This is a genomic window from Tropicimonas sp. IMCC6043, assembly GCF_004146235.1.
GTDB lineage: Bacteria > Pseudomonadota > Alphaproteobacteria > Rhodobacterales > Rhodobacteraceae > Tropicimonas.
In genome coordinates this window covers 13,055-37,002 of the sequence record NZ_SELO01000014.1, presented here as the reverse complement: position 1 = coordinate 37,002, position 23,948 = coordinate 13,055, and the positions used below count along the sequence as shown (strand labels likewise).

Genomic DNA, 23,948 nt, shown 5'->3' with positions numbered 1-23,948 from the left:
GGCTCCGAACTGCATCGGGAACTTGGATGACACTGGAACTGACGGACCTGTCTCTGCGTGTCGGCGCAGACATGCATATCTATCCGACGACGCTCCGGCTCGAGGTCGGTTCCTTCAACATCCTGCTTGGAGCGACCGGCGCCGGAAAGAGCACGCTCATCCGCCTGATGGCCGGGCTCGAGCGGCCGACCCGCGGTTCGATCCGGGTGGATGGTCAGGACGTGACCGGCCGCAGCCCGCAGAAGCGGAACATCTCGCTGGTGCACCAGTTCTTCGTCAACTACCCGCACATGACCGTCTTCGAGAACATCGCGTCGCCACTGAAGGTATCCGGCGTCCCAACGTCAGAGATCGCCGGCCGTGTCGAGGCGGCGGCCGACATCCTCCAGTTGCGCCCGATGCTGCACCGCCGCCCGCAGGAACTCTCGGGCGGCCAGCAGCAACGCACCGCGCTCGCGCGAGCGATCGTCAAGGAGAGCACTGCGATCTTTCTCGACGAGCCGCTCGCCAATCTCGACTACAAGCTGCGTGAGGAGCTGCGCGAGCAGCTTCCCGAGCTTCTCGCCGGGCGCGGTACCGTGATCGTCTACGCCACCTCGGAGCCCACCGAGGCGCTGCTTCTCGGTGGCAACACCGCGCTGATGTATGAGGGTCGGGTGACCCAGTTCGGCTCGACGGCGGAAATCTACCGCGCCCCGGCCGACCTGCACTCGGCGCAGGTCTTCTCCGACCCGCCGATCAATATCGCGCCGGTGGAAAAGCGCGGCGACCGAATGCATCTCGGCACGGCGCTCGACTGGCCGGTCGAGGGAGAGGCCGCCGGGCTGTCCGACGGCGAGTATGTCGTCGGAATCCGCCCGCATCACGTTACGCCCGTAGCCCCCGCCGCGGCCGCGGTCCCGATCACCGGCACGGTGCGGATCACCGAGCTCTCCGGCTCGGAGAGCGTCGCACATTTCTCCATCGCCGACCGGGTCTGGGTCTCCCAGAGCCCCGGCGTGACCCAGTTCTTTGTCGGCCAGACCCATGAGTTCCACATGGTGCCGGCGGAATGCTTCTATTTCGCACGCGATGGGCAGCTTGCCGCGCGGGGGAGTGCCCATGGCTAAGATCACGCTCGACAGCCTCCGCCACAGCTATCTCGACGCGCCCGCGGGAGACGACGACTTCGCGCTCAAACGCATGGATCTCGAATGGAAGGATGGCGGCGCCTATGCGCTGCTGGGACCGTCCGGCTGCGGCAAGACCACACTCCTGAATATCATCTCGGGCCTGCTGACGCCGAGCGAGGGCCGCGTTCTCTTCGACGAGCGCGACGTCACCGACGAGCCGCCGGACCGACGCAACATCGCGCAGGTGTTCCAGTTCCCGGTGATCTACGACACCATGTCGGTCTACAACAACCTCGCGTTCCCGCTGCGCAACCGCGGCGTGCCGGAGGATCAGGTCGACGCCCGGGTGCGCGAGATCGCTGAGATACTCGACCTCTCGAACCGGCTGCGCACGCGCGCCTCCGGCCTTGGCCCCGACGACAAGCAGAAGATCTCGATGGGCCGCGGGCTGGTGCGCAACGACGTCAACGTGATCATGTTCGACGAGCCGCTGACGGTCATCGACCCGGCGCAGAAGTGGAAACTACGTTCCAAGGTCAAGGAACTGCACCAGAAGATCGGCGTGACGATGATCTACGTCACCCATGACCAGACCGAGGCGCTCACCTTCGCGGACCAGGTGGTGGTGATGCAGGATGGCGAAATCGTGCAGATCGGCACTCCGGTGGACCTGTTCGAATGCCCCCGACACACCTTCGTCGGCCATTTCATCGGCTCGCCGGGAATGAACATTCTGCCCTGCGAGATGGACGGCGGGCGCGCCACGTTCCAGGGCGTCACGGTGGAGACCGCCGGCACGCCGGCGGCCCCGGCGGGCGCGCGGACCGAGATCGGCATCCGGCCCGAATTCGTCTCGCTCGGCGCCACGGGCATTCCGGCCCGGGTGCGCAAGGCGGCCGATATCGGCCGGCACACCGTTCTCGACGCGATGGCGGGCGACGTCCCGGTCAGCGCCATCATCGACGGCGCGGCGCCCGAGCCGGGAAGCGAGATCCACCTCGTCTTCAACCCGGCCCACACCCGCGTCTATGCCGACGGATGGCTGGCAATGCAGGAGTCAACGACATGAAGACCCAGAACCAGCGCGGATGGCTCTTCGTCCTGCCGGTGCTGATCCTCGTCGCCTTCAACGCGCTGGTGCCGTTGATGACGGTGGTCAACTATTCGGTGCAGGAGACCTTCGGGGACAACCTCTTCTTCTGGCACGGGCTCGGCTGGTTCGAAGACGTGCTGCGATCCGAGCGTTTCCACGCCGCGCTCGGCCGGCAGGTGCTGTTCACCGCGACGATCCTCATCATCGAGGTGCCGCTCGGCGTCGCCATCGCACTCACGATGCCGCGCAAGGGCTTCTGGGTGCCGGTCTGCCTTGTGCTCATGTCGCTGCCGCTCTTGATCCCCTGGAACGTCGTCGGCGCGATGTGGAACATCTTCACCCTGCCCGATATCGGCCTTCTCGGCTATTTCCTGAACAATGTCGTCGGCATCGACTACAACATGACCCAGAGCCCTCTCGCCGCCTGGGTCACCGTGATCGTTATGGATGTTTGGCACTGGACCTCGCTGGTGGTGCTGCTGGCCTATGCCGGGCTGATCTCGATCCCGGATGCCTATTACCAGGCGGCGAAGATCGACGCGGCGTCGGGCTGGGCGGTGTTCCGGCACATCCAGCTGCCGAAGATGAAACGCGTGCTGACCATCGCGATCCTTCTGCGCTTCATGGACAGCTTCAACATCTACACCGAGCCCTTCGTGCTGACCGGCGGCGGCCCCGGCAATTCCACCACCTTCCTCTCCATCGACCTCGTGAAGGTGGCGCTCGGGCAGTTCGATCTTGGCCCGGCGGCGGCGATGTCGCTGATCTACTTTGCCTTCACCCTTCTGGTGTCCTGGCTCTTCTACACCATCATGACGAGGGACGAGCAATGAAAGCCCGCAGCCTGGTTCCGATCCTCTACATCCTGTTCCTGATGCTACCGATCTACTGGCTGGTGGCGATGAGCTTCAAGACCACCAACGAGATCCTCGGGGGCTTCTCGCTCTTCCCGCAGGTCTGGACGCTCGACAATTACCGGGTCATCTTCACCGATCCAACCTGGTACTGGGGCTACTTCAACTCGATCTCCTACGTCACGCTCAACACGGTGATTTCGCTCGCCGCCGCGCTGCCGGCGGCCTATGCCTTCTCGCGCTACAGCTTCATGGGCGACAAGCACCTGTTCTTCTGGCTGCTGACCAACCGCATGGCCCCGGTCGCGGTCTTCGCGCTGCCGTTCTTCCAGCTGTACTCGGCGGTCGGGCTGTTCGACACCTATCTCGCGGTGGCGCTGGCGCATTGCCTCTTCAACATCCCGCTGGCGGTGTGGATCCTCGAGGGCTTCATGTCGGGCATCCCCAAGGAGCTCGACGAGACCGCCTTTGTCGACGGCTATTCCTTCCCGCGCTTCTTCACCACGATCTTCGTGCCGACCATCAAGGCGGGCATCGGCGTGACCGCCTTCTTCCTCTTCATGTTCTCCTGGGTGGAGCTGCTGCTGGCCAAGACGCTGACCGCCGTCTACGCCAAGCCGATCGCGGCGGTGATGACGCGCACCGCCTCGAGCGCGGGCTACGAGCTCGGACTTCTCGCGGCGGCCGGTGTGCTGACCATCATCCCCGGCGCGATCGTCATCTATTTCGTGCGCAACTACATCGCCAAGGGCTTCGCCCTCGGGAGGGTGTGATGCGTCGCCTGCTCTACCCCGCCCTCGCTCTGCTGCCGATCCCCGTTGCCGCGCTTGCCCAGCAATCAGGCTGGGGAAATGTCGGCGCGCAACAGGCCGAGGTCTTCTCCTGGGCGAAATGGTGGACGGAGCCGATCTTCTCCGGATTCTGGATGGCCTGGACGCGCGCCACGCTCGCCTTCTTCGTCTTCATCTTCGGCAGCATCGGCATCATGGCGCTGCTGGAATGGCGCTGGCCGGGCGGCGCGGAGCGGGACGGCATACTCGGGCTCACCACGACGCGGGGCGATCGGCTGTTCATGAGCCTCCTCGGGTCGGCCTATGTCTTCCTGGCCTGGCTCGGGCTCATCGGAACGCCGCTCTGGGTGCCGCTGGGAATTGCCATCGCCTGGATCGCCTTCTGCTTCTGGAAAGTCTGACGCGTCTTTGGCAACTGCGGGAATGAGCGAATGGGCACCGGGCCGGCGGATCGGAGGCGATCCGTTCCCTGTGGCGGTTCAGAACGCAATCACCCGCTGCACGAGCCAGTATGTGGCGGTGCCGCCGATCGCGTAGCCGGTGAGCATGCTGCCGGCGGAATGCGCCCTGCGGGCCTGCGCAAGGACCCGCGGAACGGCCAGCCGGAGCGCGGCACCGGCAGCGAGCACAGCGGCGACAAAGGCGAGCTGGCCGCCCTCGACACCGAGATTGAACGCCAGCAGCGCGGCCGGGATCTCGCCCTCGGGCAGGCCGATCTCGGTCAGCGCCCCGGCAAATCCCAGCCCGTGCAGCAGGCCGAAGGCGAAGGAAACCAGCCAGGGGGCTCGCTCCGAGAGACGGAGTGCCCCGTCCTCGTGCTTGAGGATCTCCACCGCCAGAAAAACGATCGAGAGGGCTATTGTCGCCTCCACCGGCGGGCCAGGAACCGAGATCCGGCCAAGTGCCGCCAATGCCAGCGTGATCGAATGCGCCACGGTGAAAGCGGTGATCGCGCCGATCAGCCGCCAGCGGTCGCGCACCAGGATGATAAGCGCAAACACGAAGAGCAGGTGGTCGAGCCCCTCTAGGATATGGGCGAAACCGAGCCGGAAATAGCTCTGGAACACGCCCCAGGTACTGGGGGTTTCTGGCAGGACATGGCTCGGCGCCTCGGGGGTGAGCCGTTGCGTCGTCGCGCTGCGGTCGTGCGGCTGAAGGCGCACCAGCACGTCCGTGCGCTGAAGCTCGAGCCCGGGAATGGCGATCTCGCGCCCGCCGAGTCCGCCGGGGCAGTCTGCGACCCAGGCCGAGACCCAGGCCGACCCGTCGAAAGCGGGGTCGGGACCGACAGCCGGCATGCAGCTGTCAGGCAGCGCGGCGTCGATCGCCATCGGTGCGCCATTGACATCCGGCTTGCGCCAGAACACCTGCCAGGTGTCTGCCGTGAGCTGCCGCAGGTCGAGATAGCCGGGCTGAAGAGCGTGGCCGGATACCTCGGCAAGCGAGCCCAGAAGCAGGAGAAGGGCGAGGGCGGCGCGGCGCAGGATCATCTGACAGTTCCGTCCGGTAGCTCGGAGAGGTCCGGCAGGATCACCTCATATTGCGCTACAAGTGCTTCGTAGCGGCTGCGGGCGAGTTCCTCCGTCATCTCCCGGCGCCAGTCGAGCAGCACCCGGTCGCGGATCTCGTCGAAGGGCGGCAGCAGTGGCGCGGTTCGGTTGGTGACACGCACCAGATGCGCGCCATAGGCCGAACCGATTGGGCCGGACCATTCGCCCTGGGGTTGCGCGTCCAGCGCCTCGGCGAAACCGCCGCCGAAGATCGCCTCGACGGCCGGCGCAGGCGACAGCGGCACCGTTGCGGGCAACAGGCTGCGCATGCCGATCTCCGCCGGGTCGGCGCCGTCCCGGAGCGCGCCGAGCGCGGTTGACATGTTCCCGGGGCCGGGCGCCTCGCCGAGATAGACCTGTTCGAGAGCCAGCCGGCCGGGCGCCGTGAACCGTTCCGGATAGCGCTCCAGATGTTTCCGAAGCACTTCGTCCTCCGGCTGCATCGCGCTGGCGACGGAGCTGGTCAGGAACTCCATTTTCTGGGCCAGCCGATTGCGCACCACACCGTCGCCGCGGTCGAGTCCGAGCGAACGGGCCTCCCGCACCAGCACTTCCTCCCGCACCAGCGCCTGCAAAAGGCCGGCGAGCTCTGCCTCCGTAGGCGGGCGCTGCCAGGTCGCGCGGAATTGCGCGGCCAGCCGCTCGGCATCGCTTGTGTCGAGGACGATGGTGCCGGCGTCGCCGGCGGAGGGTTCCGTTGGGTTGATCCAGGCGTACCAGCCAAAGATCGCCAGTCCGAGCAGGAAGAAGTGAAAGAGCGGTTCTCGAAAAAGTCGCATGCAGGGCGCCTCGGACTGAATAGCTCCCATGGTTCCGACGCTTGCTCGCCGACGTCAAGGGCCGGGCCGCACCTTGAAGGCAGCGGCCCGGCCGGTGAAGCGGGGTGGGACGAAACCCGGCGGTTCAGCCTTCGGGCGTGTACCAGATCGACGAGGTATAGGCGCGTTCCTGATGCGTGGTCTCTGCGCCCTCGGGGATCTCGACGCCGAAGCGCACCGCGTCGTAGACCACCCAGCGTGGCGTCGGGATCTCGAGTACCCGGACGTAGTAGAACGCCTTCTCGGCGGGGTCGAAATCCGGGTCGGTCCAGACCGCGGCCAGTTCGGCGGCGCCGATGGTGTTGAGATATCCCGCCGCCTCCAGGTCGACGGTGTTGCCGACCGGCGGCAGTGCGCCGTCGGCATCTGGCTCGCGGCCCTCGGACCAGGCGACGTTGTAGACCTGCTCATGCAACTCGCCGTCGGCATCCAACCAGCCCTTCACGATCTGGATGCGGTCCAGATTGGCGCCGATCGGATCCCGCAGCGCATAGGCCATGAAGGTGGGGGCAGCCGCCCCGTCCGGAGCCGGGCGCAGGTCTCCGCCCATCGGCACGCCGCGTTCATAGCCGGCAAAGGCGGGCTGCCGGCTCCGCAGGTCGTTTTCGGTGAAATCCCATCCACCGAAGAAGCGCACCATCATCCGTGGGCCGGTGGTGGCATAGGTCTCGCGGCGGGCCATTGCGTCCCAGAGCGATGCGCGGGTGTTCTCTTCGGCCCAGACGCCGGTATAGCCGGACGCCACGAGCTGATAGCCCTCGAAGGCGCCGATATCGGTCTTGGTGAAGGGATGCATCATCCGGGTCGGCGAGGGTTCGGCATTGGTGGCCTTGCCGAAATAGTTGTCGGAATCCGCCGTCGCCAGCGAAGTGTGGCTATCGGTCGAGCCCACCGCCCCGAACTTGTAGGGGTTTGTGCCAAGCTTCGTCTCCAGCGCCATGCCCTGCTTGAGCGCTTCGCGGGCGTATTCGTGCTTGAGCATTTCCGGCGTCTTGGCCTGGGTCAGGTCCAGGTTGCCGACATCCCAGGTCTCGTAATTCGCGAACGGGTCCTCGGGCGAGAGGTAGGGGTGGGCCTCGCCGTCGCCCTTGATCTGGGTGTATTCGTAGAGCGGCTCCCATTTCGCGCGCAGTTGCACATAGTTTTCGTCGATCGGCGCGCCGGTATATTGCGCCTCGGTCGGGAACATAATCCCGTTCGACAGGTTGCCGTTGTGCGCAAGCGCGAAGACGTTGCCGCCGGTCTTCTCCTCGAAGGTTTCCAGCCACGCGTAGAGATCCAGCGGGTCTGTCGAGCCAACCGGCGCCTGCGTGACCATCGGCTCCATCATCAGCGCCCTGTCTCCGTTGTCGCGGTAGACCACGTTCCGGTGCAGGTTGTTGCCCGCGACCAGCGCGGTCCATTCATAGCCGATGAAGGCCGTAAAACTGCCCGGATCGTTGTACTCCTCGGCCTTGGCGACCACCGTGTCCCAGATCGAGGAATAGATCGGCGAGCCGGGCGAGTAGTCGAGAAGCAGGGCCTCGTCCATCGTGCCTTGCGAGAAATTGGTGATGAGGTCCAGCGCCGCCATGGCGGATTCTTCGCCGCCGGCCACCATCGCATCGTGCCAGCGCCGTCCCTGTTCGGAGGCGAGAATGTTCTGCGTACCCTTCTGCAGGTCGAAGATCATGCCCATGCCGTCGGAATGGTCGGCCAGCACCAGCCAGTCCAGCGGCCGCGAGAGCTTGACCGGTTGACCGGAAGCAGCAGTAACTTCCTCGCCGCGCGCAAAGCGATACGCGGTGTCATGCCCGGTGGTGTTGCCGAAGAGCCCGGCATCCATTGAATAGCCCGTGTGCAGGTGCGTGTCGCCCCAGAACACCCGGCTCGGAAAGCCCCGGCTGGCATAGGGCGAATAGGCCCGGCCCGGATAGAGCCCTTCGAGCGTTTCGGGGTTGGGGTGAAACTGTGCCGCCGCAGGCATCGCAAGACTTGCGAGGATTGCGGCGACAGAGATGCGACGGATCATGGTGGCCTCCCTGTTCGGCTCGGATCAGCGGCCCTGTGTGCGACCAGCCCGCATTCCGTAGCGAAAGGGTAACATGGATTGCGAGTCCGCCAAGCGGGTTTCGGGCCGCCGATCCTGCCCCTCTGATTGCCGACAGCGTCACGTCCCGTCGCGGCGCGCGCCTATCCGGCAGAGGGAAAGGACACGCGCACCTCAAGGCCGTCCGGACCGCCCGGCACGGGCGAATGAAATTCGAGTGTCGCATCGGCCCTGTCCGCGATGATTCGAACAATGGCGAGGCCGAGCCCGCTGCCGCCGACCTTGCCATTGGCGCGGGTGAACCGGGTGGTCAGCCGCTCGAGCGCGTCGGGCGGGATGACAGCGCCGTGGTTCGAGACCGTGAGGACCGCACGGTCCGACAGCGAGACGGCAACCGGCTCGCCGGGAGCGCCGTGCTTCAGCGCGTTCTCGATCAGGTTCCGGGAGAGGATCCCGAAAGCGTCCGGGTCGAGATCCGACAGGACCGGTCGCTCTACGAGGCTTGTCTCCATTCGCCCGGAGGCGCCGAGCCGTTCGAAATCGTCGACGATCATGCGCAGGACCGGGCGCAGGTCGGTCGGCTGTCCAGTGCGCAGCCGCGCGCCTTCGGCGCGGGCCAGTTGCATGAGTTTCTCCGACAGGTTGTTCAGCCGCTTCAGCGTGGTTTCAATCTCGCCCGCGCGTGCCGCCGCCGCGGCATCCTCCGTCTCGGCCTTCAGTCGCTGCGCCTGGGCGATGGCGCCGGCCACCGGCGTGCGCAACTCGTGCGCCGCGTTGGCGGCAAAGCTGCGCTCGGCCTCGAAGGCACCGCCGAGCCGCGCGAGGAGGGCGTTGAGGCTGCCGACGATGGGCGTCAGCTCGGCCGGGAGGCCGCGATCGTCGAGCGGGGCGAGGTTATTGGCGCTCCGCTGGCCAAGGTCGTCGCGCAATTGTCGCATCGGCGCCAGGCTGTGCCTGACCACGAGGAAGATGGCCACGAGGCTCAGCGGGATCACCAGCAGCAACGGCAGGCTCAGGCTCACCGCGATCTCGCCGGCGACCATGGTGCGGCGCGAGCTGGGCTCGGACACGGCGATGGTCAGGACCGTGTCGCCACGTCGGGCGCGGTCGTAGAAGAGGGTTCGGTCGCCGGTGCGGAGGAAGCCTTCGTGCTCGAAAGGCGGGAAATCGGCCGGGTCGGCGCCCTCGGAGGCCACTATGACCGCTCCGGACTCGTCGCGGATGAGATAGCTGTAGGCGTCGCCGGAAAGCGCCTTGCCCGCATCCTCCTTGCTGGCTTCATCGTCGTCGTCGAAATCGTCGTCATGGTCGGACCGGTCATCCCGCTCGTGGCCATGCGTGCGGACGCGAAAGTTGCTCTCCTCGCGTCCGGTCAGCAGCAGCAGACGGTGCGCCGTGTCGCGCAGCGCGCCGTCGAATTCCGCGTCCAGTTCGTGCCGCAGCCGGTGCGCCGTGACACCGGCCGCAGCGAGCCACAGCAGGGTGACCGCCAGCCCGATCGCGAGCGCGAGCCGAAGCTGGAGCGAGCGCGGCCCTGTCATGACCGACCCAGCCGGTAGCCGAGCCCGCGCTCGGTCTCGATCGCCGTGCGGCCGAGTTTCTTGCGCAGGCGGCTCACATGCGCCTCGATCGTATTGCTCTCGATACTGTCGTCGAAGCTGTAGAGATGTTCCTCGAGCTGACCTTTGGACAGCACCTGGCTCGGAGCCTGGACGAGCGCCTCGAACAGTGCCCATTCCCGGGCGGTCAGCACGACGGGCCTGCCCTCGCGCCGGATCGTTCGGGCGGCAAGGTCGATCTCAAGCGGGCCGACATGAACGAGTGGATTCGGATTGCCGGCATAGCGCCGCGCCACCGAACCGATGCGCGCCGACAGTTCGGAGAGGTCGAAGGGTTTGACCATGTAGTCGTCCGCCCCCGCGTTCAGCCCCTCGATCCGGTCCGACACCTGGTCGAGCGCGGTCAGGATGATCACCGGCGTGACGTCGCCCCGCGCCCGCATGACCCTGAGAAATGGGATGCCGCGCCCGTCGGGCAGCATCAGGTCCAGCAGCACGAGTTCGAACGGGCCGACGGCCAGTGCGTCCTGCGCCATGTCGAGCCGTGTGGCCCAGTCGGCGGAATGTCCGTCCGCCTTGAGCTGGTCATGGACCGCGGCCCCGAGAACCGTGTCGTCTTCGATCAACAGGATGCGCATGCGTGGCTCCGGATTTCCTCGGGCACCCTAATGCGCCCGAAACCTTACGGGAAGCTGACGCGATTTCCGCGGCCTCGTCAGGAAGCGATCAGGAAGGGAGGCGATCCAGTGGGCATCAGATCACGCAGGAGACTCACATGCCGACCCTTCCAAGACTGCTTCTTGCAACACTTGCCGTCACGACCCTGAGCGCCTCGGCTCAGGCGCAGAGCCCGGTAACAGGTCAACCATTGGGCGATCAGGCCGCGGTCGCGCCCTGTGCCACCACCTCTGCCAGCGCGCCCGCCGACGGGGACGCGTGGAAACGCTCCGGGACGCATGGACATGGCGAGCGGCACGGCCATCGCGAGAGGGACGTCCACGACCATGGCTGGTTCTTCGGCCGCTTCTGGGACGACGATCACGACGATGAAGATGATGACGACGACGACTATCGTCGCGGCGGCGCCGGCCCGGCGCGGGCGGGCACCACGCCACCGCCCACCAACGGCCTCTTCAACAGCGATACGGCGCCGAGGGTGCAGACGAACTGAACCCGCCAAGACCATTCCGACCAAAGGAGATACCAGACAATGAAGACGCTACTTGCCGCCCTTGCGCTGACCACCGCGCTTACCGCGCCCGGCATTGCCCTGGCCAGGGACGTGGCATTTACCACGACGCTGAACGAGTACGGTGGTAACGGGGCCTATCTGGCCTACTACGTCACAGACGCCGGAGGGGCTTATGTTGGCTCGCTGTGGATGGCCGGTCCGAAAGCCAAGTATTACGAAAGCCTCACCGACTGGTACCGCGCCACCGGCGGCAATACGGCAGAGGTGAACGGGATCACCGGAGCCAGCGTCGGGTCCGGCAAGACCCTTACGGTGAGCTTCGATCTTGCCGACGCGCTGTTCGATGCCGGGTACGAGCTGCATATCGACGCTTCGGTCGAGGACATGCGCAACAGCCCCTCCGAGATCGTGGTGCCGTTGACCACGGACGGCGCCGGCCAGCTCGTGACGGGCCGGACCTACATCTCCCAGTTCAGCTACGACATGTAGGGGAGGGGCCGATGATCCGTCCGCTGCACCGTTGGGCAGGGCTCGTCCTCGCCCTGCTGGTCTCCGTCACGGCGCTGAGCGGTGCCGTCCTTTCGCTCTATCCGGCAGCAGAGGCGGTGTCGACGCCGGCCACTCCGGTGACCGATGTCGGCAGCTTCGTCGCGCAGGTTCAGAATGTGGTGCCGGGCCTGGAACAGATCCGGCGCGCGCCCTCGGGCCGGATCACCGCCTACGCCTATGACGACGGCACCGCGTCGCAATGGGTCATCGACCCGGCGAATGGGACGATCCTTGCCCCGCTTGTCCGCTCACCGGTGGAAAGCTGGTTCGTCGACATGCACCGCGCGTTCTTCGCCGGGGACGCGGGCCGGATCGCCGTGGCGCTTGTCAGCCTCTTCATGGTGATCCTTTCGGTCTCCGGCTTCCTGCTCGCCGCGCGCCGGATGGGCGGCTGGCGCCGGCTCTTCGGACCGCTGAAAGGGCCGTTGCCACAGCGGCTGCATCTCGAGATTGCGCGCGCAGCCGGGATCGGCCTCCTGCTCTCGGCGCTCACCGGGCTCTGGCTCTTCGCCGGCTATACCGGCCTTGTTCCGCATGGTGGCGCACTACCGGCGCTGCCTCCGGTGAGCGGTGTGGGCGGGGTCTCTCCGGCCATGCTGACGGCACTGAAGGAGATCCAGCTGGCGGATCTTCGCGCGCTGACCCTGCCCCGGATCGGGGACCTGCGCGATGTCTTCACCATCGAGACTACAGCCGGCATCGGCTACGTCGACCAAGGCAGCGGCGCGCTGCTGGCATGGGCCGGGAAAACGCGGCTCGACCGGGTCTCCGACACGATCCAGATGCTGCATAAAGGCGAGGGCGCGGCTTGGCTCGGCATGGTCCTCGGGCTCTGCGCATTGAGCGTTCCGGTTCTGTCGCTGACAGGTTGGTTGCTGCAATCCGGCCGGTCGCTGCTGCCGAGAGGCAGAAAGGTCCGGGTTACCGCGGAAGAGGCCGACACGATCCTCCTCGTCGGTTCCGAGGGCGGCACCACCTGGGGCTTCGCCGACTCGCTGCGCAAGGCGCTGACCGGGACCGGCAGCGCCACCCATGTCGCCGCCATGTCGGACTTCGCGCCTGAACGCTACCTCCGCGCCACCCGTATCCTGATCTTCGCCGCGACCTCCGGCGATGGCGACGCACCGGCCTCGGCCCGGGGCTTCCTCAATCGGCTCGACGCTTTGCCACGGCCACCCGCCGCCCCGGTTGCGATCCTGGGCTTCGGTGACAGCGCCTTTCCACGCTTCTGCGCCTTCACCGAGCAGGTCCGGAGCGCGGTCCGCGCGGCCGGCCGGCGCGAGATGATGCCGCTCGGCCGCGTGGACAGGCAATCGCACGAGGACTTTGCCCGCTGGGGCGCCACGCTTGCCGAGGCCCTCGGGGTCGCGTTGCCGCTCGACGGCGAGGCCGCCGAGACGCGCGGTGTCCTGCTGCCGCTCCTGTCGCGTCGCGACTATGGCGAGGCGGTGCAGGCGCCCACCGCGATCCTGCGTTTCGCGTTGCCGCGCTGCTCGTTCTGGGCCCGTCTGACGGGACGCGGCTTTGCGCGGTTCCAGGCCGGCGATCTTATCGGCGTCATTCCCGAAGGCGACACGGTGCCGCGCTACTACTCGCTCGCCTCCGGCAGCACCGACGGGTTCATCGAGATCTGCGTGCGCAGGCATCCGGGCGACCTCTGCTCCGGTCAGTTGACCGCGCTGGAGCCGGGCGAGACGATCCGCGCCTTCCTGCGCCGGAATGCCGGGTTCCACCCGGTCGAGGACAAAGCGCCGCTGATCCTGATTGGCGCGGGCACCGGGATCGGCCCGCTGGCGGGCTTTGCCCGCGCCAATACCGCGCGCCGGCCGATGCACCTCTATTTCGGCGCCCGCGACAGGTCCAGCGACCTGCTCTATGGCGAGGATCTCCACCGCTGGCAGAAGGAGGGCAAGCTCAGCTCGGTCGTGACAGCCTTCTCCCGCAGCGTGGATCGTTCCTACGTTCAGGACGCGCTGCGCCGGGATGCCGACGCCCTGCGCCGGCGGATTGCCGATGGCGCACGGATCATGGTCTGTGGCGGCCGCGACATGGCCGCGGGCGTTGCCGCCGCGCTCGAGGATATCCTTGCCCCATCCAATCTCGGACCGATCGCCCTCAAGGCGCAGGGAAGGTATGTCGAAGATGTCTACTGATCTCGTCCGCCACGCGCTCAACGGTCCGACGATGGGCACGCGCTGGTCTGCGATTGTCTATGCCGCACCAGATCTCGAACCGGCCCGACTCCGGGCGGCGTTGGCGGCTGCTGTCGGCGATGTTGACCGCCAGATGTCGACCTGGTCGGAGGACAGCGACCTGATGCGGCTGAACCGCGCCGAGACCGGCCGGTGGGTCGACGGACCGGCCGGTCTTCTCACCGTCCTCGACGCCGGGCTCGCGATCGGCCGCGCATCGGGCGGAGCCTTCGACATGGGGCTGGGCGATGCGGTCCGGGCCTGGGGGTTCGGCGCGGCCGAGGCGGCGGAGGACCGGATCCGCGCCGCGCTGCACGCGCCGCGCCGCCCGACCTATGAGGTGCTGGAGATCGACATAGCCCGGGGCCGAGCCCGCAAGCACGCGCCGCTGGTGCTCGACCTAGGCGGGATCGCCAAGGGCTTTGGCGTGGACCGGCTGACCGAGACCGCATGCAGCTTCGGCATCGCGCATGCGCTCCTCTCGATCGACGGTGAGCTCCGTGCGCTCGGGTCGCAACCGGGCGGCGCGCCGTGGTGCATCGGCGTGGAACGACCCGACCATGGCCATCGTGCCGCGCATTCGGTCCTGACCCTCGGCGACGCCGCCGTCGCCACCTCGGGCGACTATCGGCACTGGATCGACCTTGGCGGCCGGCGATGGTCACACACCATGGATCCTGCCCGCGGCGCGCCGCTGGCCGACAGCCCGGCTTCGGTCACGGTGGTCGCGCCGACCTGCCTTCTGGCCGATGCCTGGGCAACGGCGATGATGGTGCTCGGCCGCGACCGTGGCTCCGAACTGGCGCAGCGCCTCGGCCTCTCCGTGCTGTTTCTCGACCGGGACGGAGCGCAGCTCGCGCAGACGCGCACCGGTCCGGTCTTTGCGGCGTTCGGGCAGCCTGAACGACCTGCCGCCGTTACCCCGCCTGCTTGAGATAGGCGACGAGGATGTCGCGCGCCGCCGCAAGGTCGCGCAGGTCGATCATCTCGCAGATCGTGTGGATGTAGCGCGTGCCGACGACGATCCCCACAGCACGGGCGCCGGCAGCGGCCTGTTGTGCCGCCGCGCCGTCCTGTCCGCCCGAGCGCAGCATGGTGCGCTGGAACGGGATACCCTCGGCGCGGGCTAGGGCGTCGATCTCGGCAACCAGCCCGGTATCGGCGATGAAGGAACTGTCGCGGACATGCAGGCCGAATCCCTTGCCCTGCTCGGTGGTCCGATCCTGTTCCGGCACGCCGGGGGTGTCGCAGGCCAGCGTCGTGTCGACGCCGAGCCCGATATCGGGCTGCACCCGGAAGGCGGCGGTGCGTGCGCCCCGGAGGCCGACCTCTTCCTGCGCGGTAAAGGCGACGTGGATCTCGGCCGCGTTGGCGGCCTCGCCGAGGCCGCGCATGGCCTCGATCCCGAGCCAGCAGGCGACGCGATTGTCCAGCGCCTTGGAGACGCATTTCTCGCCCATTTCCACAAAGGGCTCGTCCATCACCACCATGTCGCCGATCTTCACCCGCTCGGCCGCCGCGGCGCCGAGCCCGATGTCGACGATGAACTCGTGCGTGTCGGGGACCTTCTTTCGGTCGTCGGGCTTGGTGATGTGCACGCCCGGCCCGGAGGCGTTCATCACGCCGGGCAGGTCGCCCGCCTCGGTGCAGACCAGCACCCTTCGGGCGAAGAGCGTGCGCGGGTCGAAGCCGCCGACCGGCTGGACGTGCAGGAAGCCTTCCTTGGTGATGTGACTCACGAGAAAACCGATCTCGTCCATGTGGCAGAGCAGCATGACCTTGAGCGGCGCCGCCGCGCCGCCGCGCGCGTCGCGTCGGCAGAGAAGCGAGCCCATCGGGTCGGTTTCGACATGGTCGAAGAGGCCCTCGGTCTCCGCTAGGATCAACTCGCGCACGCGGTGCTCGTGGCCGGGCACGCCGGGCGTTTCGCAAAGGCGTTTGAGAAGGTCGATATTCATGGCGTGATCCACTTCAGGCAATGCATGTCGGCCTCCGCTCTACAGCATTTGCGGCGGTCGTTGAATCGCCAAATGCCGCCTGTCGCACTCCGGCCCTTTCTCCCTCCGGCTGGCCCCCGAAACGAAAACGCCGCCCCGAGGGGCGGCGCTTCGTTCCGTCAAGGATCCGTGGCTCAGAAGCCAAGGCCCTCGTATTTTTTCTTGAACTTCGACACCCGGCCGCCGCTGTCCATCAGCTTGGTCGAGCCGCCGGTCCAGGCGGGGTGGACGGAGGGGTCGATGTCGAGCGACAGCTGGTCGCCTTCCTTGCCCCAGGTCGATTTCATCTGGACCACCGTGCCATCGGTCAGCTTGACGTCGATGAGGTGGTACTCGGGATGCAGGTTCTTTTTCATCGCGGCGCTCCTTACGACTTCGGCTTGTAGGTGCTGTCTTCCGCAATCCGGGCCGACTTGCCGCGGCGCGAGCGCAGGTAATAGAGCTTGGCGCGGCGGACGCGACCGCGGCGCACGACGGTGATGCTTTCGATATTGGTCGAGTAGAGCGGGAACACACGCTCCACGCCTTCGCCGAAGGAGATCTTGCGGACAGTGAAAGAACCGGCGATGCCGGACCCGTTCTTGCGCGAAATGCAGACGCCTTCATAGGCCTGCACCCGGCTCCGCGTGCCCTCGGTGACCTTGTAGCCGACGCGCACCGTGTCGCCGGCCTTGAAATCGGGAATTTCCTTCCCGAGGGAGGCGATCTGTTCGGCCTCCAGTTCCGCGATCAGATCCATCTGAAACGCTCCTTGTGACTGCTTGCGGTTGCTCCGCAAAGTGTTTGCGCCGCCCCGGAGCTCCTGGTCTTCATCGGGTCCGCATCTGCGCCCGCCGGAGGTCAGGTCGTCTTTCCTTTCGTGGCCGCGTTTCGGGCGCCGGCGGGTAGGGGCCGAAGAAGGCCCGCCCGTTCGATCCGGCGTCAAAACGAAACCACCCGAGTCGGTCGCCCGCTCGGGATGGCGCTGTTTAGGCCAGCCGTCCCTGCTTTGCAAGCCTCGCGGATGCGGTCATCCCTCCGTGCGCGTGACCTTCGCGGCAAAGCAGCCCTGCTTCGCGTAATGAACGTGGATGTAGTCGATCTCGGGGGCGGCGAACATCCGTTCGAGACGCTCGGCAAGCGCCGCTCCCTCCACGACATCGGCGTCCTGCAGCATATCCGCCGCGTCGAATCCGCGAACCGACAGGAGGCGCGAAGCAATGGAAGCGGGGATGTCTCCTGGCGCCGGGCTGGCCTCAACCGCCGCCTCGCGGACAAAGATCGCGTGGGAGGCGCGAAAGGGCGAGGCGCCCGGCAGATGCTCGAAATTCACCAGCAGGAGCGTCTCGCCGGCCGCGGCGTCCCGCAGGCTCACACGGCAGGGGTAGCCGGAGTCGCTCTCGGCGACGACGCGGCGGCCATTCCGCGCCGCGAGTTCCGCGTCGGAAGCTCCGACAAGCGGGAGAAAGGGGGTCATGGGCAGGGCCTGGATCTGGAAAGGCATGGGATATTCCTCGGCATCTGTTCGGTGAACGGATAGCCGCGGCGTGCCCGCCGGCGCGACCCGCTTCCTGCGGTTTCAGCCTGTGCGCGAGGGGCTCGTCAGCCGGGTTCGCCGCTCTCGGGGTCGATTCCGTGCGCCGTGCACCAGGCTTTCCAGAGGTCCGGCCGCCGCTCCCGCGTTAGCGCCCTTGCCTGAGCGTGGCGCCATTCGGAGATCCGGGCATGGTGTCCCGAGAGCAGCACCTCCGGCGCTTGCCGACCCTGCCAGTCGTTCGGGCGCGTGTATTGCGGATGCTCCAGCAGGCCCTCGGAGAAGCTTTCCTCCTCGGTCGAGGCCTGATTGCCGAGCACACCGGGAAGGAGCCGCACCACGGCGTCGATCATCGCCTGTGCCGCGATCTCGCCTCCGGTAAGGACGAAATCGCCGAGACTCACCTCTTCGACCCCATAAGCGTCGAGCACCCGCTGGTCGACGCCCTCGAAACGGCCGCAGAGCAGCGTCACGCCCTCGGCCGCGGCCCAGGCCCGCGCGGTTGCCTGGTCGAAACGCCGCCCCCGCGGCGAGAGATAGACCACGGGCCAATGCGCCCGGTCGACCGGCGTGCCGCGCGCCGCCTCGTCGAGAGCGCGCGCCACCACGTCCGGGCGGAGCACCATGCCGGCGCCGCCGCCGGTCGGCGTGTCGTCGACATTGCGGTGCCGGCCCTCGCCGAAGCGTCGCAGGTCGATCGTCCGCAGCGCCCAGAGCCCGTCATTCAGTGCCTTGCCGGTGAGCGATTCCCCCAGCACGCCGGGAAATGCGTCGGGGAAGAGCGTGATGATCGTCGCCCGCCAGGCGCCGGCAAGCTCGGTCGTCTCGTCCATCAGGTCGCGTGGCACGAGGCTCGGGCGGATCGACAGCCGCCCATGGGATTTTGCACGCTCAACCATCTTCCGGCTCCCGCCCAAGATCCTCGATATCATGCGCCAGCTGCACAAGCGCCTCCGCGAGGTCGGGTTCGGATGCCTCGATCTGGTCAGCGATGTCTAGGAGCCGCGGCACGGCGGGGAAGTCCTGCACGGTCGCGGGATACGCCGCGAGCAGGTCCGGAGCCCGGGTCAGAAACCGGGCAAGCTCTGGCACGTCGGCCGCCGCCACGATCAGGTCAAAGACCGCGGCGACCCGTCGCCGGCCCAGCTCGGACCAGGCGAGCGGGCCGTTTGTGGCCAGCAGGAGCGCCGCCTGCCGGTCCCGCCGCGTGCCGCTGGCCTCGGCGCGGGCGAGCACCGCATCGAGGAGGACATGCGCCCGCACTTCCCGTTCGAGCGGGCGCAGATACCTGCGCAACGCGGCCTCCGGCGCCCCCTCCGGCGCAAGCGCATCCAGCTTGCCAATCGCCTGCGCCAGCGCCGCGGCCTCCGCCTCGGTCGGGTGGCTGAGCGGGAGGTCCGGCTCCTGCTCGAGGATCTCCTCGGCATCGTCGGCGAAATCGTTGAGCTTCTTCAGGGCGATCTCGATCAAAAACTCGATCTCCGCTTCCTTCTTCGGCTGCCAGAGAAGGCGCCCGAGCGCGACCCCGCCGAGTCCCATTGCCAGCCAGGGCGAGAGCCTGGACTGCGCCTCGACACCGAGAAGGGCACGCAGCAACTGTCCGAAGCCGAGGAGCATCGAGGCCAAGGCGACATGCAGCACGAGGGTCGGCAACACGAAGGCCGCGCCGTCCCGAAACGGCTCGGCGCGCATCACGAGGACCCAGAGCAGGAACAGGGCCGCAAAGGGCAGCGCCGCGAAATAGCTCGCACCAGAGAGCCCCGCCCCGACCGGCGCGGCATAGAAGAGCGCGCTGGCGAGCCAGAGGCCCTCACGCCTCATTCGAAAAGCCCCTCGGGCGGGTCGGCGACGATGCGGCCGGCGGCGATGTCGACGGTGGGCACCGCTTCGCGGGTGAAGGGCAGGAGCACCGTGGTTTTGAGGCCGGGGCCGTGAACCTCCAGCATGTCGCCGGCGCCGAATTCCTGCACCGCGCGAACATGGCCGAGAAGCGCGCCGCCGGTGTCGCGCACCTCCAACCCGATCAGGTCGGCATGGTAGAACTCGTCCTCGGGCAGGTCGGGCATGCGTGCGCGGTCGGCCATCAGGCGGATGCCCCGGAGCGCATCCGCCTGTTCCTTCGTGGCGATGCCCGAAAGGCGCGCCGCGAGGCCGTTCTTGACCGGTCGGGAGATGGTCACGGTAAAGGACCGATCACCATCCTCGGTGTAGAGCGCCCCATAGGAGGCGATGTCGTCGGGATTGGCGCAGAAGCTCTTCAGCCGCACCTCCCCCGCGACACCGAAGGCGCCGGCGATGGCACCGACGCAGACGCGATCAGCCATCCTCGCTCACTCCCAGGCATATCCCGCGGTCAGAGATCCGGCCGCCGGCATCGAGACAGCGGTCGTCCATGACGATGCCATGCAACCTGATGCCCCACCAGAGGCCGGCCCCGAAGAGCAGGCCCCATATCGCCAGCCGGATCATGCCGCGCGGGCCGGCCGATTACTCGGCCGACGCCTCTTCGGCTTCCTCGGCGGGCGCCTCGGGTTCGTCCGCGGCCGCAGCCTCGGCCTCGGCGGCAGCGGCAGCCTTGGCAGCCTTCTCCTCGGCGCGCTCGGTGGCTTTCTTGCCCGGCTTCGCCTTGTTCGGGTTCGAGCGCTCGGTCTTCTCCTTCACGCCCGCGGCCTCGAGGAAGCGGGTGATCCGGTCGGTCGGCTGGGCGCCCTGGTCGAGCCAGTATTGCACGCGCTCCATGTTCATCTTCACGCGATCTTCCGAATCCTTCGGCAGAAGCGGGTTGTAGGAGCCCAGCTTCTCGATGAAGCGGCCGTCGCGGGCCATGCGGCTGTCGGCGGCGACGATCGAGTAGAAGGGGCGTTTCTTGGAACCGCCACGGGCGAGTCGGATTTTCATGGCCATTGTGTTTCTCCTTTGAATGGCTGTGATTGGACCGGGTGTCCGGTCGTCATTCCTGGTGTTTCCTGTGGTGTCGGATGACCTCCTGAATGACGAAATTCAGGAAGGCCTTGGCGAAATCGGGATCCAGGTCGGCCTCTTTCGCCAGATCTTCGAGACGTTCGATCTGCTGCGCCTCGCGCGCGGGATCGGACGGCGGAAGGTCGTGCGCCGCCTTGAGCTTGCCCACCGCCTGGGTATGGGCAAAACGCTCGGCGAGCGTGTAGACGAGGATCGCGTCGAGCCTGTCGATGCTCGCGCGGTGCTCCTTGAGGAGCGCCGCGGCCTTGGCTGCTGCGTCAGTCAATGGCGTATCCTTTCGGCTTGAACAGCGGGTCGTAATAGGAGCGGATCTCGAACTCGATGCCGTCGCGGAGCTGACCGTCGCGGAGCCGCGCCGGGCTCGGATGGCGATAGACGACGTCGTTGCCATCGACCGAGGCGGCGTCCTTGTCCTTGACCGCGCCGAGCCGTTCGGCCAGCCGGATGGAGTCGAGGTCCTTCGGGTCGAGATAGGAAACGGCGGTGTCCCAGCCGGCCTTCTCGTAGAAATACTTGCGCGCCAGATGGGTGGCTTCCAGCGCGTAGCCATGACCGGTGACCTCCGGCCAGATGAACCAGGCGATCTCGCGCTCGGGCCATTTGGGCGGGAACCAGCCGCCGGCCATGCCGAGCGTCTGGTCGGTCTCACGCAGGTGGATCATCCACATGCCGAAACCGCGGATCTCCCAATGGCCGATCTCGGCGGCGTAGAGCATCCAGATCTCGTAGGCGTTGAGCGGCCCCCCCATGAAGCGCGAGCGGTAGGAGGAGAAGGTGGAGCGGAAATTCGGGTAGTCGTCCGGTTCCGGCCCGCGCAGGACGAGGCGTTCGGAAGAGAGGACGGGGATGTCGCGATGGCCCATCAGGCGACTCCCTTCCCGTGGCGATAGACATGGGGGACACTCGCGTCGGCGAGAGCGGTCGGCGAAACGTTCCAGGCGGCAAAGGAAACTCGAGCCTCTTTGGCACGTCTCTTCGAAGGGACCTGCAGGGGGGTGCAAAGACGTCGTCTCATGCATAGGCCTCCGGGCTGCCATCGGCATCCGCCGCCGGATGGCGATAGACGACAACCGAAGGGGCCGGGCGCGGAGCCTCAGGGTCCAGGGTCGCACCAAGGCGCTCGGCCAGTGCGATCGAGGCGGCGTTCTCCGGTGTGCAATAACTCACCAGCGTTTCCAGCCCGGCGCTCTCGTAGGCGAAGTCGCGCAAAGCGCGAGCCGCCTCGGTGGCAAAGCCCTGGCCTTCGTTGCCGTCGAAGAGGAACCAGCCGAGTTCCGGTTCGGGAAACGCCAGTCCGGAATTGATCGACACCTGACCGACCGTGCGCCCCTGCGCCTCGATCATCAGCCCCCCATAGCCGAAGAGCGACCACTGGGCGACGTTGTTGGTGAACCAGGCCCAGGCGGCCTCGCGCGAATAGGGCCCGTGCATCGGCCGGGCGCGGTCGGAGGCAAGGAAGGCAGCGACGGGTTCGAAATCCTCGAAGCGGTAGGGCCGCAGCGTGAGCCGCGGCGTCGTGAGCACCGGTGCGGCGGGCTTGCGCGGCCGGGCGATGCGGCTGCGGCGCACGGGGTGGTGAACGCCGGTGGAGGAGAGCTCCTCCGGCGAGGGGTGGCGCCAGGCGTCGTGGCCGTAGAGCGCGGCAGGGGCATGCACCGAGGCGTCGATCCGCGCACCCAGCTTGCGCGCCATTCTGACCGCAAGGTGGTTCTCTGAATGGACATAGGTGACGGCCGATGTCCAGCCGAGGGCCGTGTAGGCATGGCTGCGCGCGGCGATCACAGCTTCCACGCCGTATCCCTTGCCGGTTGCATCGCGGGTCCAGAGCTGGCCCGTCAGTTCGGCCTCGGGGTAGGAATCCGGCCAGTGCGGCCCGGCGAGGCCGAGGGCGCCGTCCTCTCCCTTTCGCTCGATCACGAAGCGGCCGTAGCCGTTCTTCTCCCAATGGGCGAGGATGCGCTGATAGCGCCGCCGTGCGCCGCTTGCCTGCATCACCGGGCCATGCGTGGCGCGCCAGTCGGAGGCGTAGTAGGCGATATAGGCCTGCGCATCCTCGGGCGTCGGGCGGCGCAGGATGAGCCGGTCGGTCTCGAGCCGTTCGATCATGCGGCGCCTCCCGGGCGGGGGTGGCGGTAGACCAGGCAGTCCGGGGCGTGGGCCGGGCGCGCCGCGCTGTCGTCGCGAGTTGCGCCGAGGCGTTCGGCCAGCGTGATAGAGCGGGCATTGTCCCTGTGGATATAGCTGACCACGGTCTCCCAGCCGAGCGGTCCGAAGATATGGCCGAGCGCGGCCCTCGCGGCCTCGAACGCGATCCCGCGGCCTTCGGCGCCCTCGTAGAGGCTCCAGCCGATTTCCGCCTCGGGCCATGTCCCCGGGTTCCACAGTCCCGCGAAGCCCAGCGGAACCGTGTCGCCACGCAAGGTGATCGTCCACATCCCGTAGCCATGAATCACCCAGTGACCAAGCTGGCCTGCGAAACCGCGCCAGGCGTCGCGCTCGCCGAGCGGGCCGCCGGTGTAGATGGACCTTTCCGAGGCGTAGTAATCCCGAAACCCTGCGTAGTCTTCGGGCCGCGGCGCCCGCAGGCACAGGCGTTCCGTCTCGAGCACGGGGACATCGACATGGATCCGGTTCATGCACTGCCTCCGGGATCCGGGTGGCGATAGACGAGATCGTTCGAGTCCGGCCGCGCGGCTTCATCGTCGCGAACTGCCCCGAGGCGTTCGGCGAGATGGATCGAGCGGGCATTGGGCGGATCGATATAGCTCACCAGCGTGTCGAGCCCGCGTGGGCCGAAGGCCCAGTTCCGCGCCGCTGTTGCGGCCTCCAGCGCGTAGCCGCTGCGCAGGTAGGCGGGGTAGAGCATCCAGCCTATCTCGACCTCGGGGTAGAAATCCGGCTGGTTGACGGCGACCTGGCCGACCACAGCGCCATCCTCGCGCCGTTCGACGCTCCAGCCGCCGAGATTTCGCAGCGCCCAGGACCCGGTGTCGGCAGCGAACCACAGCCAGGCTTTGCGGCGCGAGCAGGGGCCGCCCATGTAGACGGCGCGCTCGGAGGCGAGCATGGCGGCAAAAGGCTCGAAATCCTCCATCCGCTGGGCGCGCAGAACGAGCCGCTCGGTGGTGAGCACGGGCGCGTCAGCCATGGCGCGTCCCTCCCGCATCGCGGGTGTTATGACGGCTGCGGCCTGTCACGCCGCGCGTCTCCGGTCGCTGCTGCGGACCGGGTGGCAGAAGCTCAGCGCGCCCTCCGGTGCGTCGCCGAACGGGTCGGCGATTGCACCGCTGGCACGGAGAAGCGCCGCCGCGCGACGGTCTTCGCTGCGGACAAGGGTGGTGATCTCGCGCCAGCCGATCACCGCTTCGCTATAGCCTCGGGCACATCGCAGCGCCTCGGGCGCCAGCGTGTCGGCATCGGGTGTGTCGTGGAACAGGAAGCCCAACTCGGGCTGCGCCCAGCCGGTGGCCTTCCAGGGGCCCGTGAGCCCGATCGGCGCGTCGCTTCCCTTGGGCAGCACCGCGAAGAGGCCGGTGCCGCTGAGGTCCCAATGACAGGCGATCATCACCGCCTGGGCCAGTGCGCCTTCTCCGGCGAGGGCCGCGCTCGCGACATGCCGGTCGCCGGCCTTCAGCCGGGCAAAGACGGTGCCAAGATCCGAGCGGGTCGGGCGGCGCAGGAACAGGCGGGCGGTTTCGAGAACGGGCGTGCGCATGG

The 23,948-nt window shown here is 67.4% G+C and carries 28 protein-coding genes; 9 read left to right on the top strand and 19 right to left on the bottom strand.

Features of this window, described 5'->3' with window-relative positions; translation table 11 throughout:
* The first annotated feature begins 26 nt into the window (after positions 1–26).
* Genes EU800_RS28620 through EU800_RS28600 form a run of 5 tightly spaced genes read left to right on the top strand, consistent with a single transcriptional unit; the run spans position 27 to position 4,251 of the window.
* On the top strand, positions 27–1,109 hold the full coding sequence (locus EU800_RS28620) for an ABC transporter ATP-binding protein (protein WP_129633337.1): 1,083 nt from the start codon (positions 27–29) through the stop codon (positions 1,107–1,109).
* The gene (locus EU800_RS28615) at positions 1,102–2,181 is read left to right on the top strand and encodes an ABC transporter ATP-binding protein (protein WP_129633335.1); all 1,080 of its coding nucleotides are present in this window, start codon (positions 1,102–1,104) and stop codon (positions 2,179–2,181) included. The genes EU800_RS28620 and EU800_RS28615 overlap by 8 nt, the downstream gene beginning before the upstream one ends.
* Positions 2,178–3,038 carry a carbohydrate ABC transporter permease gene (locus EU800_RS28610; protein WP_129633333.1) on the top strand — a complete coding sequence of 287 codons (861 nt, stop codon included), beginning with the start codon at positions 2,178–2,180 and terminating at the stop codon, positions 3,036–3,038. Before EU800_RS28615 ends, EU800_RS28610 begins: the two co-directional genes overlap by 4 nt.
* The gene (locus EU800_RS28605) at positions 3,035–3,832 is read left to right on the top strand and encodes a carbohydrate ABC transporter permease (protein ID WP_129633331.1); all 798 of its coding nucleotides are present in this window, start codon (positions 3,035–3,037) and stop codon (positions 3,830–3,832) included. The genes EU800_RS28610 and EU800_RS28605 overlap by 4 nt, the downstream gene beginning before the upstream one ends.
* The gene (locus EU800_RS28600) at positions 3,832–4,251 is read left to right on the top strand and encodes a DUF2160 domain-containing protein (protein ID WP_129633329.1); all 420 of its coding nucleotides are present in this window, start codon (positions 3,832–3,834) and stop codon (positions 4,249–4,251) included. The genes EU800_RS28605 and EU800_RS28600 overlap by 1 nt, the downstream gene beginning before the upstream one ends.
* A 78-nt stretch (positions 4,252–4,329) precedes the next feature.
* Here EU800_RS28600 and EU800_RS28595 read toward each other — a convergent pair whose 3' ends face one another.
* The 5 genes from EU800_RS28595 to EU800_RS28575 form a co-directional block, all read right to left on the bottom strand.
* Complete coding sequence (locus EU800_RS28595) at positions 4,330–5,340, bottom strand: HupE/UreJ family protein (RefSeq protein WP_129633327.1); 1,011 nt, start codon at positions 5,338–5,340, stop codon at positions 4,330–4,332.
* Positions 5,337–6,179: a peptidyl-prolyl cis-trans isomerase gene (locus EU800_RS28590; protein ID WP_165354667.1), complete on the bottom strand. Its 843-nt coding sequence runs from the start codon at positions 6,177–6,179 to the stop codon at positions 5,337–5,339. The genes EU800_RS28595 and EU800_RS28590 overlap by 4 nt, the downstream gene beginning before the upstream one ends.
* 124 nt (positions 6,180–6,303) lie before the next feature.
* The gene (locus tag EU800_RS28585) at positions 6,304–8,229 is read right to left on the bottom strand and encodes a DUF3604 domain-containing protein (protein ID WP_129633323.1); all 1,926 of its coding nucleotides are present in this window, start codon (positions 8,227–8,229) and stop codon (positions 6,304–6,306) included.
* 161 nt (positions 8,230–8,390) lie between these two features.
* Positions 8,391–9,788 (bottom strand): HAMP domain-containing sensor histidine kinase, encoded by a 1,398-nt coding sequence (locus EU800_RS28580; RefSeq protein WP_129633321.1) that lies wholly within the window; start codon positions 9,786–9,788, stop codon positions 8,391–8,393.
* A complete protein-coding gene (locus EU800_RS28575; RefSeq protein ID WP_129633319.1) occupies positions 9,785–10,444 on the bottom strand; it encodes a response regulator transcription factor in 660 nt (219 codons plus the stop codon). The genes EU800_RS28580 and EU800_RS28575 overlap by 4 nt, the downstream gene beginning before the upstream one ends.
* A gap of 137 nt (positions 10,445–10,581) precedes the next feature.
* Between EU800_RS28575 and EU800_RS28570 the strand changes: the two genes are divergently transcribed.
* From EU800_RS28570 to EU800_RS28555, 4 genes are read left to right on the top strand one after another with little or no spacing between them, the layout of a single operon-like run.
* Positions 10,582–10,977 carry a hypothetical protein gene (locus tag EU800_RS28570; protein ID WP_129633317.1) on the top strand — a complete coding sequence of 132 codons (396 nt, stop codon included), beginning with the start codon at positions 10,582–10,584 and terminating at the stop codon, positions 10,975–10,977.
* Between the two features lie 39 nt (positions 10,978–11,016).
* A complete protein-coding gene (locus EU800_RS28565; protein WP_129633315.1) occupies positions 11,017–11,487 on the top strand; it encodes a DUF2271 domain-containing protein in 471 nt (156 codons plus the stop codon).
* Positions 11,488–11,498: 11 nt separating this feature from the next.
* Positions 11,499–13,700, top strand: a complete 2,202-nt coding sequence (locus tag EU800_RS28560; protein WP_129633313.1) for a PepSY domain-containing protein — start codon at positions 11,499–11,501, stop codon at positions 13,698–13,700.
* Entirely contained in the window at positions 13,681–14,673 is a 993-nt protein-coding gene (locus tag EU800_RS28555; RefSeq protein ID WP_129633311.1) for an FAD:protein FMN transferase, read from the top strand. Before EU800_RS28560 ends, EU800_RS28555 begins: the two co-directional genes overlap by 20 nt.
* On the opposite strand, the gene EU800_RS28550 is transcribed toward EU800_RS28555, so the two are convergent.
* The 14 genes from EU800_RS28550 to EU800_RS28480 all read right to left on the bottom strand — a co-directional run bounded on the left by EU800_RS28550 (position 14,657) and on the right by EU800_RS28480 (position 23,946).
* A complete protein-coding gene (locus tag EU800_RS28550) occupies positions 14,657–15,697 on the bottom strand; it encodes a M42 family metallopeptidase (protein ID WP_129633309.1) in 1,041 nt (346 codons plus the stop codon). The two genes, EU800_RS28555 and EU800_RS28550, sit on opposite strands and share 17 nt — an antisense overlap.
* 173 nt (positions 15,698–15,870) lie before the next feature.
* Complete coding sequence (rpmE, locus tag EU800_RS28545; RefSeq protein WP_129633307.1) at positions 15,871–16,092, bottom strand: 50S ribosomal protein L31; 222 nt, start codon at positions 16,090–16,092, stop codon at positions 15,871–15,873.
* Positions 16,093–16,103: 11 nt separating this feature from the next.
* The gene (gene rplS, locus EU800_RS28540; RefSeq protein WP_129633305.1) at positions 16,104–16,475 is read right to left on the bottom strand and encodes a 50S ribosomal protein L19; all 372 of its coding nucleotides are present in this window, start codon (positions 16,473–16,475) and stop codon (positions 16,104–16,106) included.
* A gap of 270 nt (positions 16,476–16,745) precedes the next feature.
* The gene (locus tag EU800_RS28535; protein WP_129633303.1) at positions 16,746–17,219 is read right to left on the bottom strand and encodes a DUF1203 domain-containing protein; all 474 of its coding nucleotides are present in this window, start codon (positions 17,217–17,219) and stop codon (positions 16,746–16,748) included.
* Between the two features lie 98 nt (positions 17,220–17,317).
* Entirely contained in the window at positions 17,318–18,148 is an 831-nt protein-coding gene (gene trmD / locus EU800_RS28530; RefSeq protein ID WP_129633301.1) for a tRNA (guanosine(37)-N1)-methyltransferase TrmD, read from the bottom strand.
* Positions 18,141–19,070, bottom strand: a complete 930-nt coding sequence (locus tag EU800_RS28525) for a hypothetical protein (protein ID WP_129633299.1) — start codon at positions 19,068–19,070, stop codon at positions 18,141–18,143. The genes trmD and EU800_RS28525 overlap by 8 nt, the downstream gene beginning before the upstream one ends.
* Positions 19,067–19,573, bottom strand: coding sequence for a ribosome maturation factor RimM (rimM, locus tag EU800_RS28520; RefSeq protein ID WP_129633297.1), 507 nt, complete (start codon positions 19,571–19,573; stop codon positions 19,067–19,069). Before rimM ends, EU800_RS28525 begins: the two co-directional genes overlap by 4 nt.
* Before the next feature lie 163 nt (positions 19,574–19,736).
* Entirely contained in the window at positions 19,737–20,153 is a 417-nt protein-coding gene (gene rpsP, locus EU800_RS28515) for a 30S ribosomal protein S16 (protein WP_129633295.1), read from the bottom strand.
* Between the two features lie 46 nt (positions 20,154–20,199).
* Positions 20,200–20,496 carry a chorismate mutase gene (locus tag EU800_RS28510; protein ID WP_129633293.1) on the bottom strand — a complete coding sequence of 99 codons (297 nt, stop codon included), beginning with the start codon at positions 20,494–20,496 and terminating at the stop codon, positions 20,200–20,202.
* On the bottom strand, positions 20,489–21,094 hold the full coding sequence (locus EU800_RS28505) for a GNAT family N-acetyltransferase (protein WP_129633291.1): 606 nt from the start codon (positions 21,092–21,094) through the stop codon (positions 20,489–20,491). Before EU800_RS28505 ends, EU800_RS28510 begins: the two co-directional genes overlap by 8 nt.
* 148 nt (positions 21,095–21,242) lie before the next feature.
* Positions 21,243–22,337: a GNAT family N-acetyltransferase gene (locus tag EU800_RS29100; protein ID WP_129633289.1), complete on the bottom strand. Its 1,095-nt coding sequence runs from the start codon at positions 22,335–22,337 to the stop codon at positions 21,243–21,245.
* Positions 22,334–22,867 (bottom strand): GNAT family N-acetyltransferase, encoded by a 534-nt coding sequence (locus EU800_RS28490; RefSeq protein ID WP_129633287.1) that lies wholly within the window; start codon positions 22,865–22,867, stop codon positions 22,334–22,336. The genes EU800_RS29100 and EU800_RS28490 overlap by 4 nt, the downstream gene beginning before the upstream one ends.
* The gene (locus EU800_RS28485) at positions 22,864–23,379 is read right to left on the bottom strand and encodes a GNAT family N-acetyltransferase (protein WP_129633285.1); all 516 of its coding nucleotides are present in this window, start codon (positions 23,377–23,379) and stop codon (positions 22,864–22,866) included. Before EU800_RS28485 ends, EU800_RS28490 begins: the two co-directional genes overlap by 4 nt.
* Positions 23,380–23,424: 45 nt before the next feature.
* Complete coding sequence (locus EU800_RS28480) at positions 23,425–23,946, bottom strand: GNAT family N-acetyltransferase (RefSeq protein ID WP_129633283.1); 522 nt, start codon at positions 23,944–23,946, stop codon at positions 23,425–23,427.
* Positions 23,947–23,948 lie beyond the last annotated feature (2 nt).

Bases quoted from the DNA above. Each gene is read 5' to 3' on its own strand.
- EU800_RS28620 (WP_129633337.1), top strand. From the start codon at position 27: ATGACACTGGAACTGACGGACCTGTCTCTGCGTGTCGGCGCAGACATG.
- EU800_RS28615 (WP_129633335.1), top strand. From the start codon at position 1,102: ATGGCTAAGATCACGCTCGACAGCCTCCGCCACAGCTATCTCGACGCG.
- EU800_RS28610 (WP_129633333.1), top strand. From the start codon at position 2,178: ATGAAGACCCAGAACCAGCGCGGATGGCTCTTCGTCCTGCCGGTGCTG.
- EU800_RS28605 (WP_129633331.1), top strand. From the start codon at position 3,035: ATGAAAGCCCGCAGCCTGGTTCCGATCCTCTACATCCTGTTCCTGATG.
- EU800_RS28600 (WP_129633329.1), top strand. From the start codon at position 3,832: ATGCGTCGCCTGCTCTACCCCGCCCTCGCTCTGCTGCCGATCCCCGTT.
- EU800_RS28595 (WP_129633327.1), bottom strand. From the start codon at position 5,340: ATGATCCTGCGCCGCGCCGCCCTCGCCCTTCTCCTGCTTCTGGGCTCG.
- EU800_RS28590 (WP_165354667.1), bottom strand. From the start codon at position 6,179: ATGCGACTTTTTCGAGAACCGCTCTTTCACTTCTTCCTGCTCGGACTG.
- EU800_RS28585 (WP_129633323.1), bottom strand. From the start codon at position 8,229: ATGATCCGTCGCATCTCTGTCGCCGCAATCCTCGCAAGTCTTGCGATG.
- EU800_RS28580 (WP_129633321.1), bottom strand. From the start codon at position 9,788: ATGACAGGGCCGCGCTCGCTCCAGCTTCGGCTCGCGCTCGCGATCGGG.
- EU800_RS28575 (WP_129633319.1), bottom strand. From the start codon at position 10,444: ATGCGCATCCTGTTGATCGAAGACGACACGGTTCTCGGGGCCGCGGTC.
- EU800_RS28570 (WP_129633317.1), top strand. From the start codon at position 10,582: ATGCCGACCCTTCCAAGACTGCTTCTTGCAACACTTGCCGTCACGACC.
- EU800_RS28565 (WP_129633315.1), top strand. From the start codon at position 11,017: ATGAAGACGCTACTTGCCGCCCTTGCGCTGACCACCGCGCTTACCGCG.
- EU800_RS28560 (WP_129633313.1), top strand. From the start codon at position 11,499: ATGATCCGTCCGCTGCACCGTTGGGCAGGGCTCGTCCTCGCCCTGCTG.
- EU800_RS28555 (WP_129633311.1), top strand. From the start codon at position 13,681: ATGTCGAAGATGTCTACTGATCTCGTCCGCCACGCGCTCAACGGTCCG.
- EU800_RS28550 (WP_129633309.1), bottom strand. From the start codon at position 15,697: ATGAATATCGACCTTCTCAAACGCCTTTGCGAAACGCCCGGCGTGCCC.
- rpmE (WP_129633307.1), bottom strand. From the start codon at position 16,092: ATGAAAAAGAACCTGCATCCCGAGTACCACCTCATCGACGTCAAGCTG.
- rplS (WP_129633305.1), bottom strand. From the start codon at position 16,475: ATGGATCTGATCGCGGAACTGGAGGCCGAACAGATCGCCTCCCTCGGG.
- EU800_RS28535 (WP_129633303.1), bottom strand. From the start codon at position 17,219: ATGCCTTTCCAGATCCAGGCCCTGCCCATGACCCCCTTTCTCCCGCTT.
- trmD (WP_129633301.1), bottom strand. From the start codon at position 18,148: ATGGTTGAGCGTGCAAAATCCCATGGGCGGCTGTCGATCCGCCCGAGC.
- EU800_RS28525 (WP_129633299.1), bottom strand. From the start codon at position 19,070: ATGAGGCGTGAGGGCCTCTGGCTCGCCAGCGCGCTCTTCTATGCCGCG.
- rimM (WP_129633297.1), bottom strand. From the start codon at position 19,573: ATGGCTGATCGCGTCTGCGTCGGTGCCATCGCCGGCGCCTTCGGTGTC.
- rpsP (WP_129633295.1), bottom strand. From the start codon at position 20,153: ATGGCCATGAAAATCCGACTCGCCCGTGGCGGTTCCAAGAAACGCCCC.
- EU800_RS28505 (WP_129633291.1), bottom strand. From the start codon at position 21,094: ATGGGCCATCGCGACATCCCCGTCCTCTCTTCCGAACGCCTCGTCCTG.
- EU800_RS29100 (WP_129633289.1), bottom strand. From the start codon at position 22,337: ATGATCGAACGGCTCGAGACCGACCGGCTCATCCTGCGCCGCCCGACG.
- EU800_RS28490 (WP_129633287.1), bottom strand. From the start codon at position 22,867: ATGAACCGGATCCATGTCGATGTCCCCGTGCTCGAGACGGAACGCCTG.
- EU800_RS28485 (WP_129633285.1), bottom strand. From the start codon at position 23,379: ATGGCTGACGCGCCCGTGCTCACCACCGAGCGGCTCGTTCTGCGCGCC.
- EU800_RS28480 (WP_129633283.1), bottom strand. From the start codon at position 23,946: ATGCGCACGCCCGTTCTCGAAACCGCCCGCCTGTTCCTGCGCCGCCCG.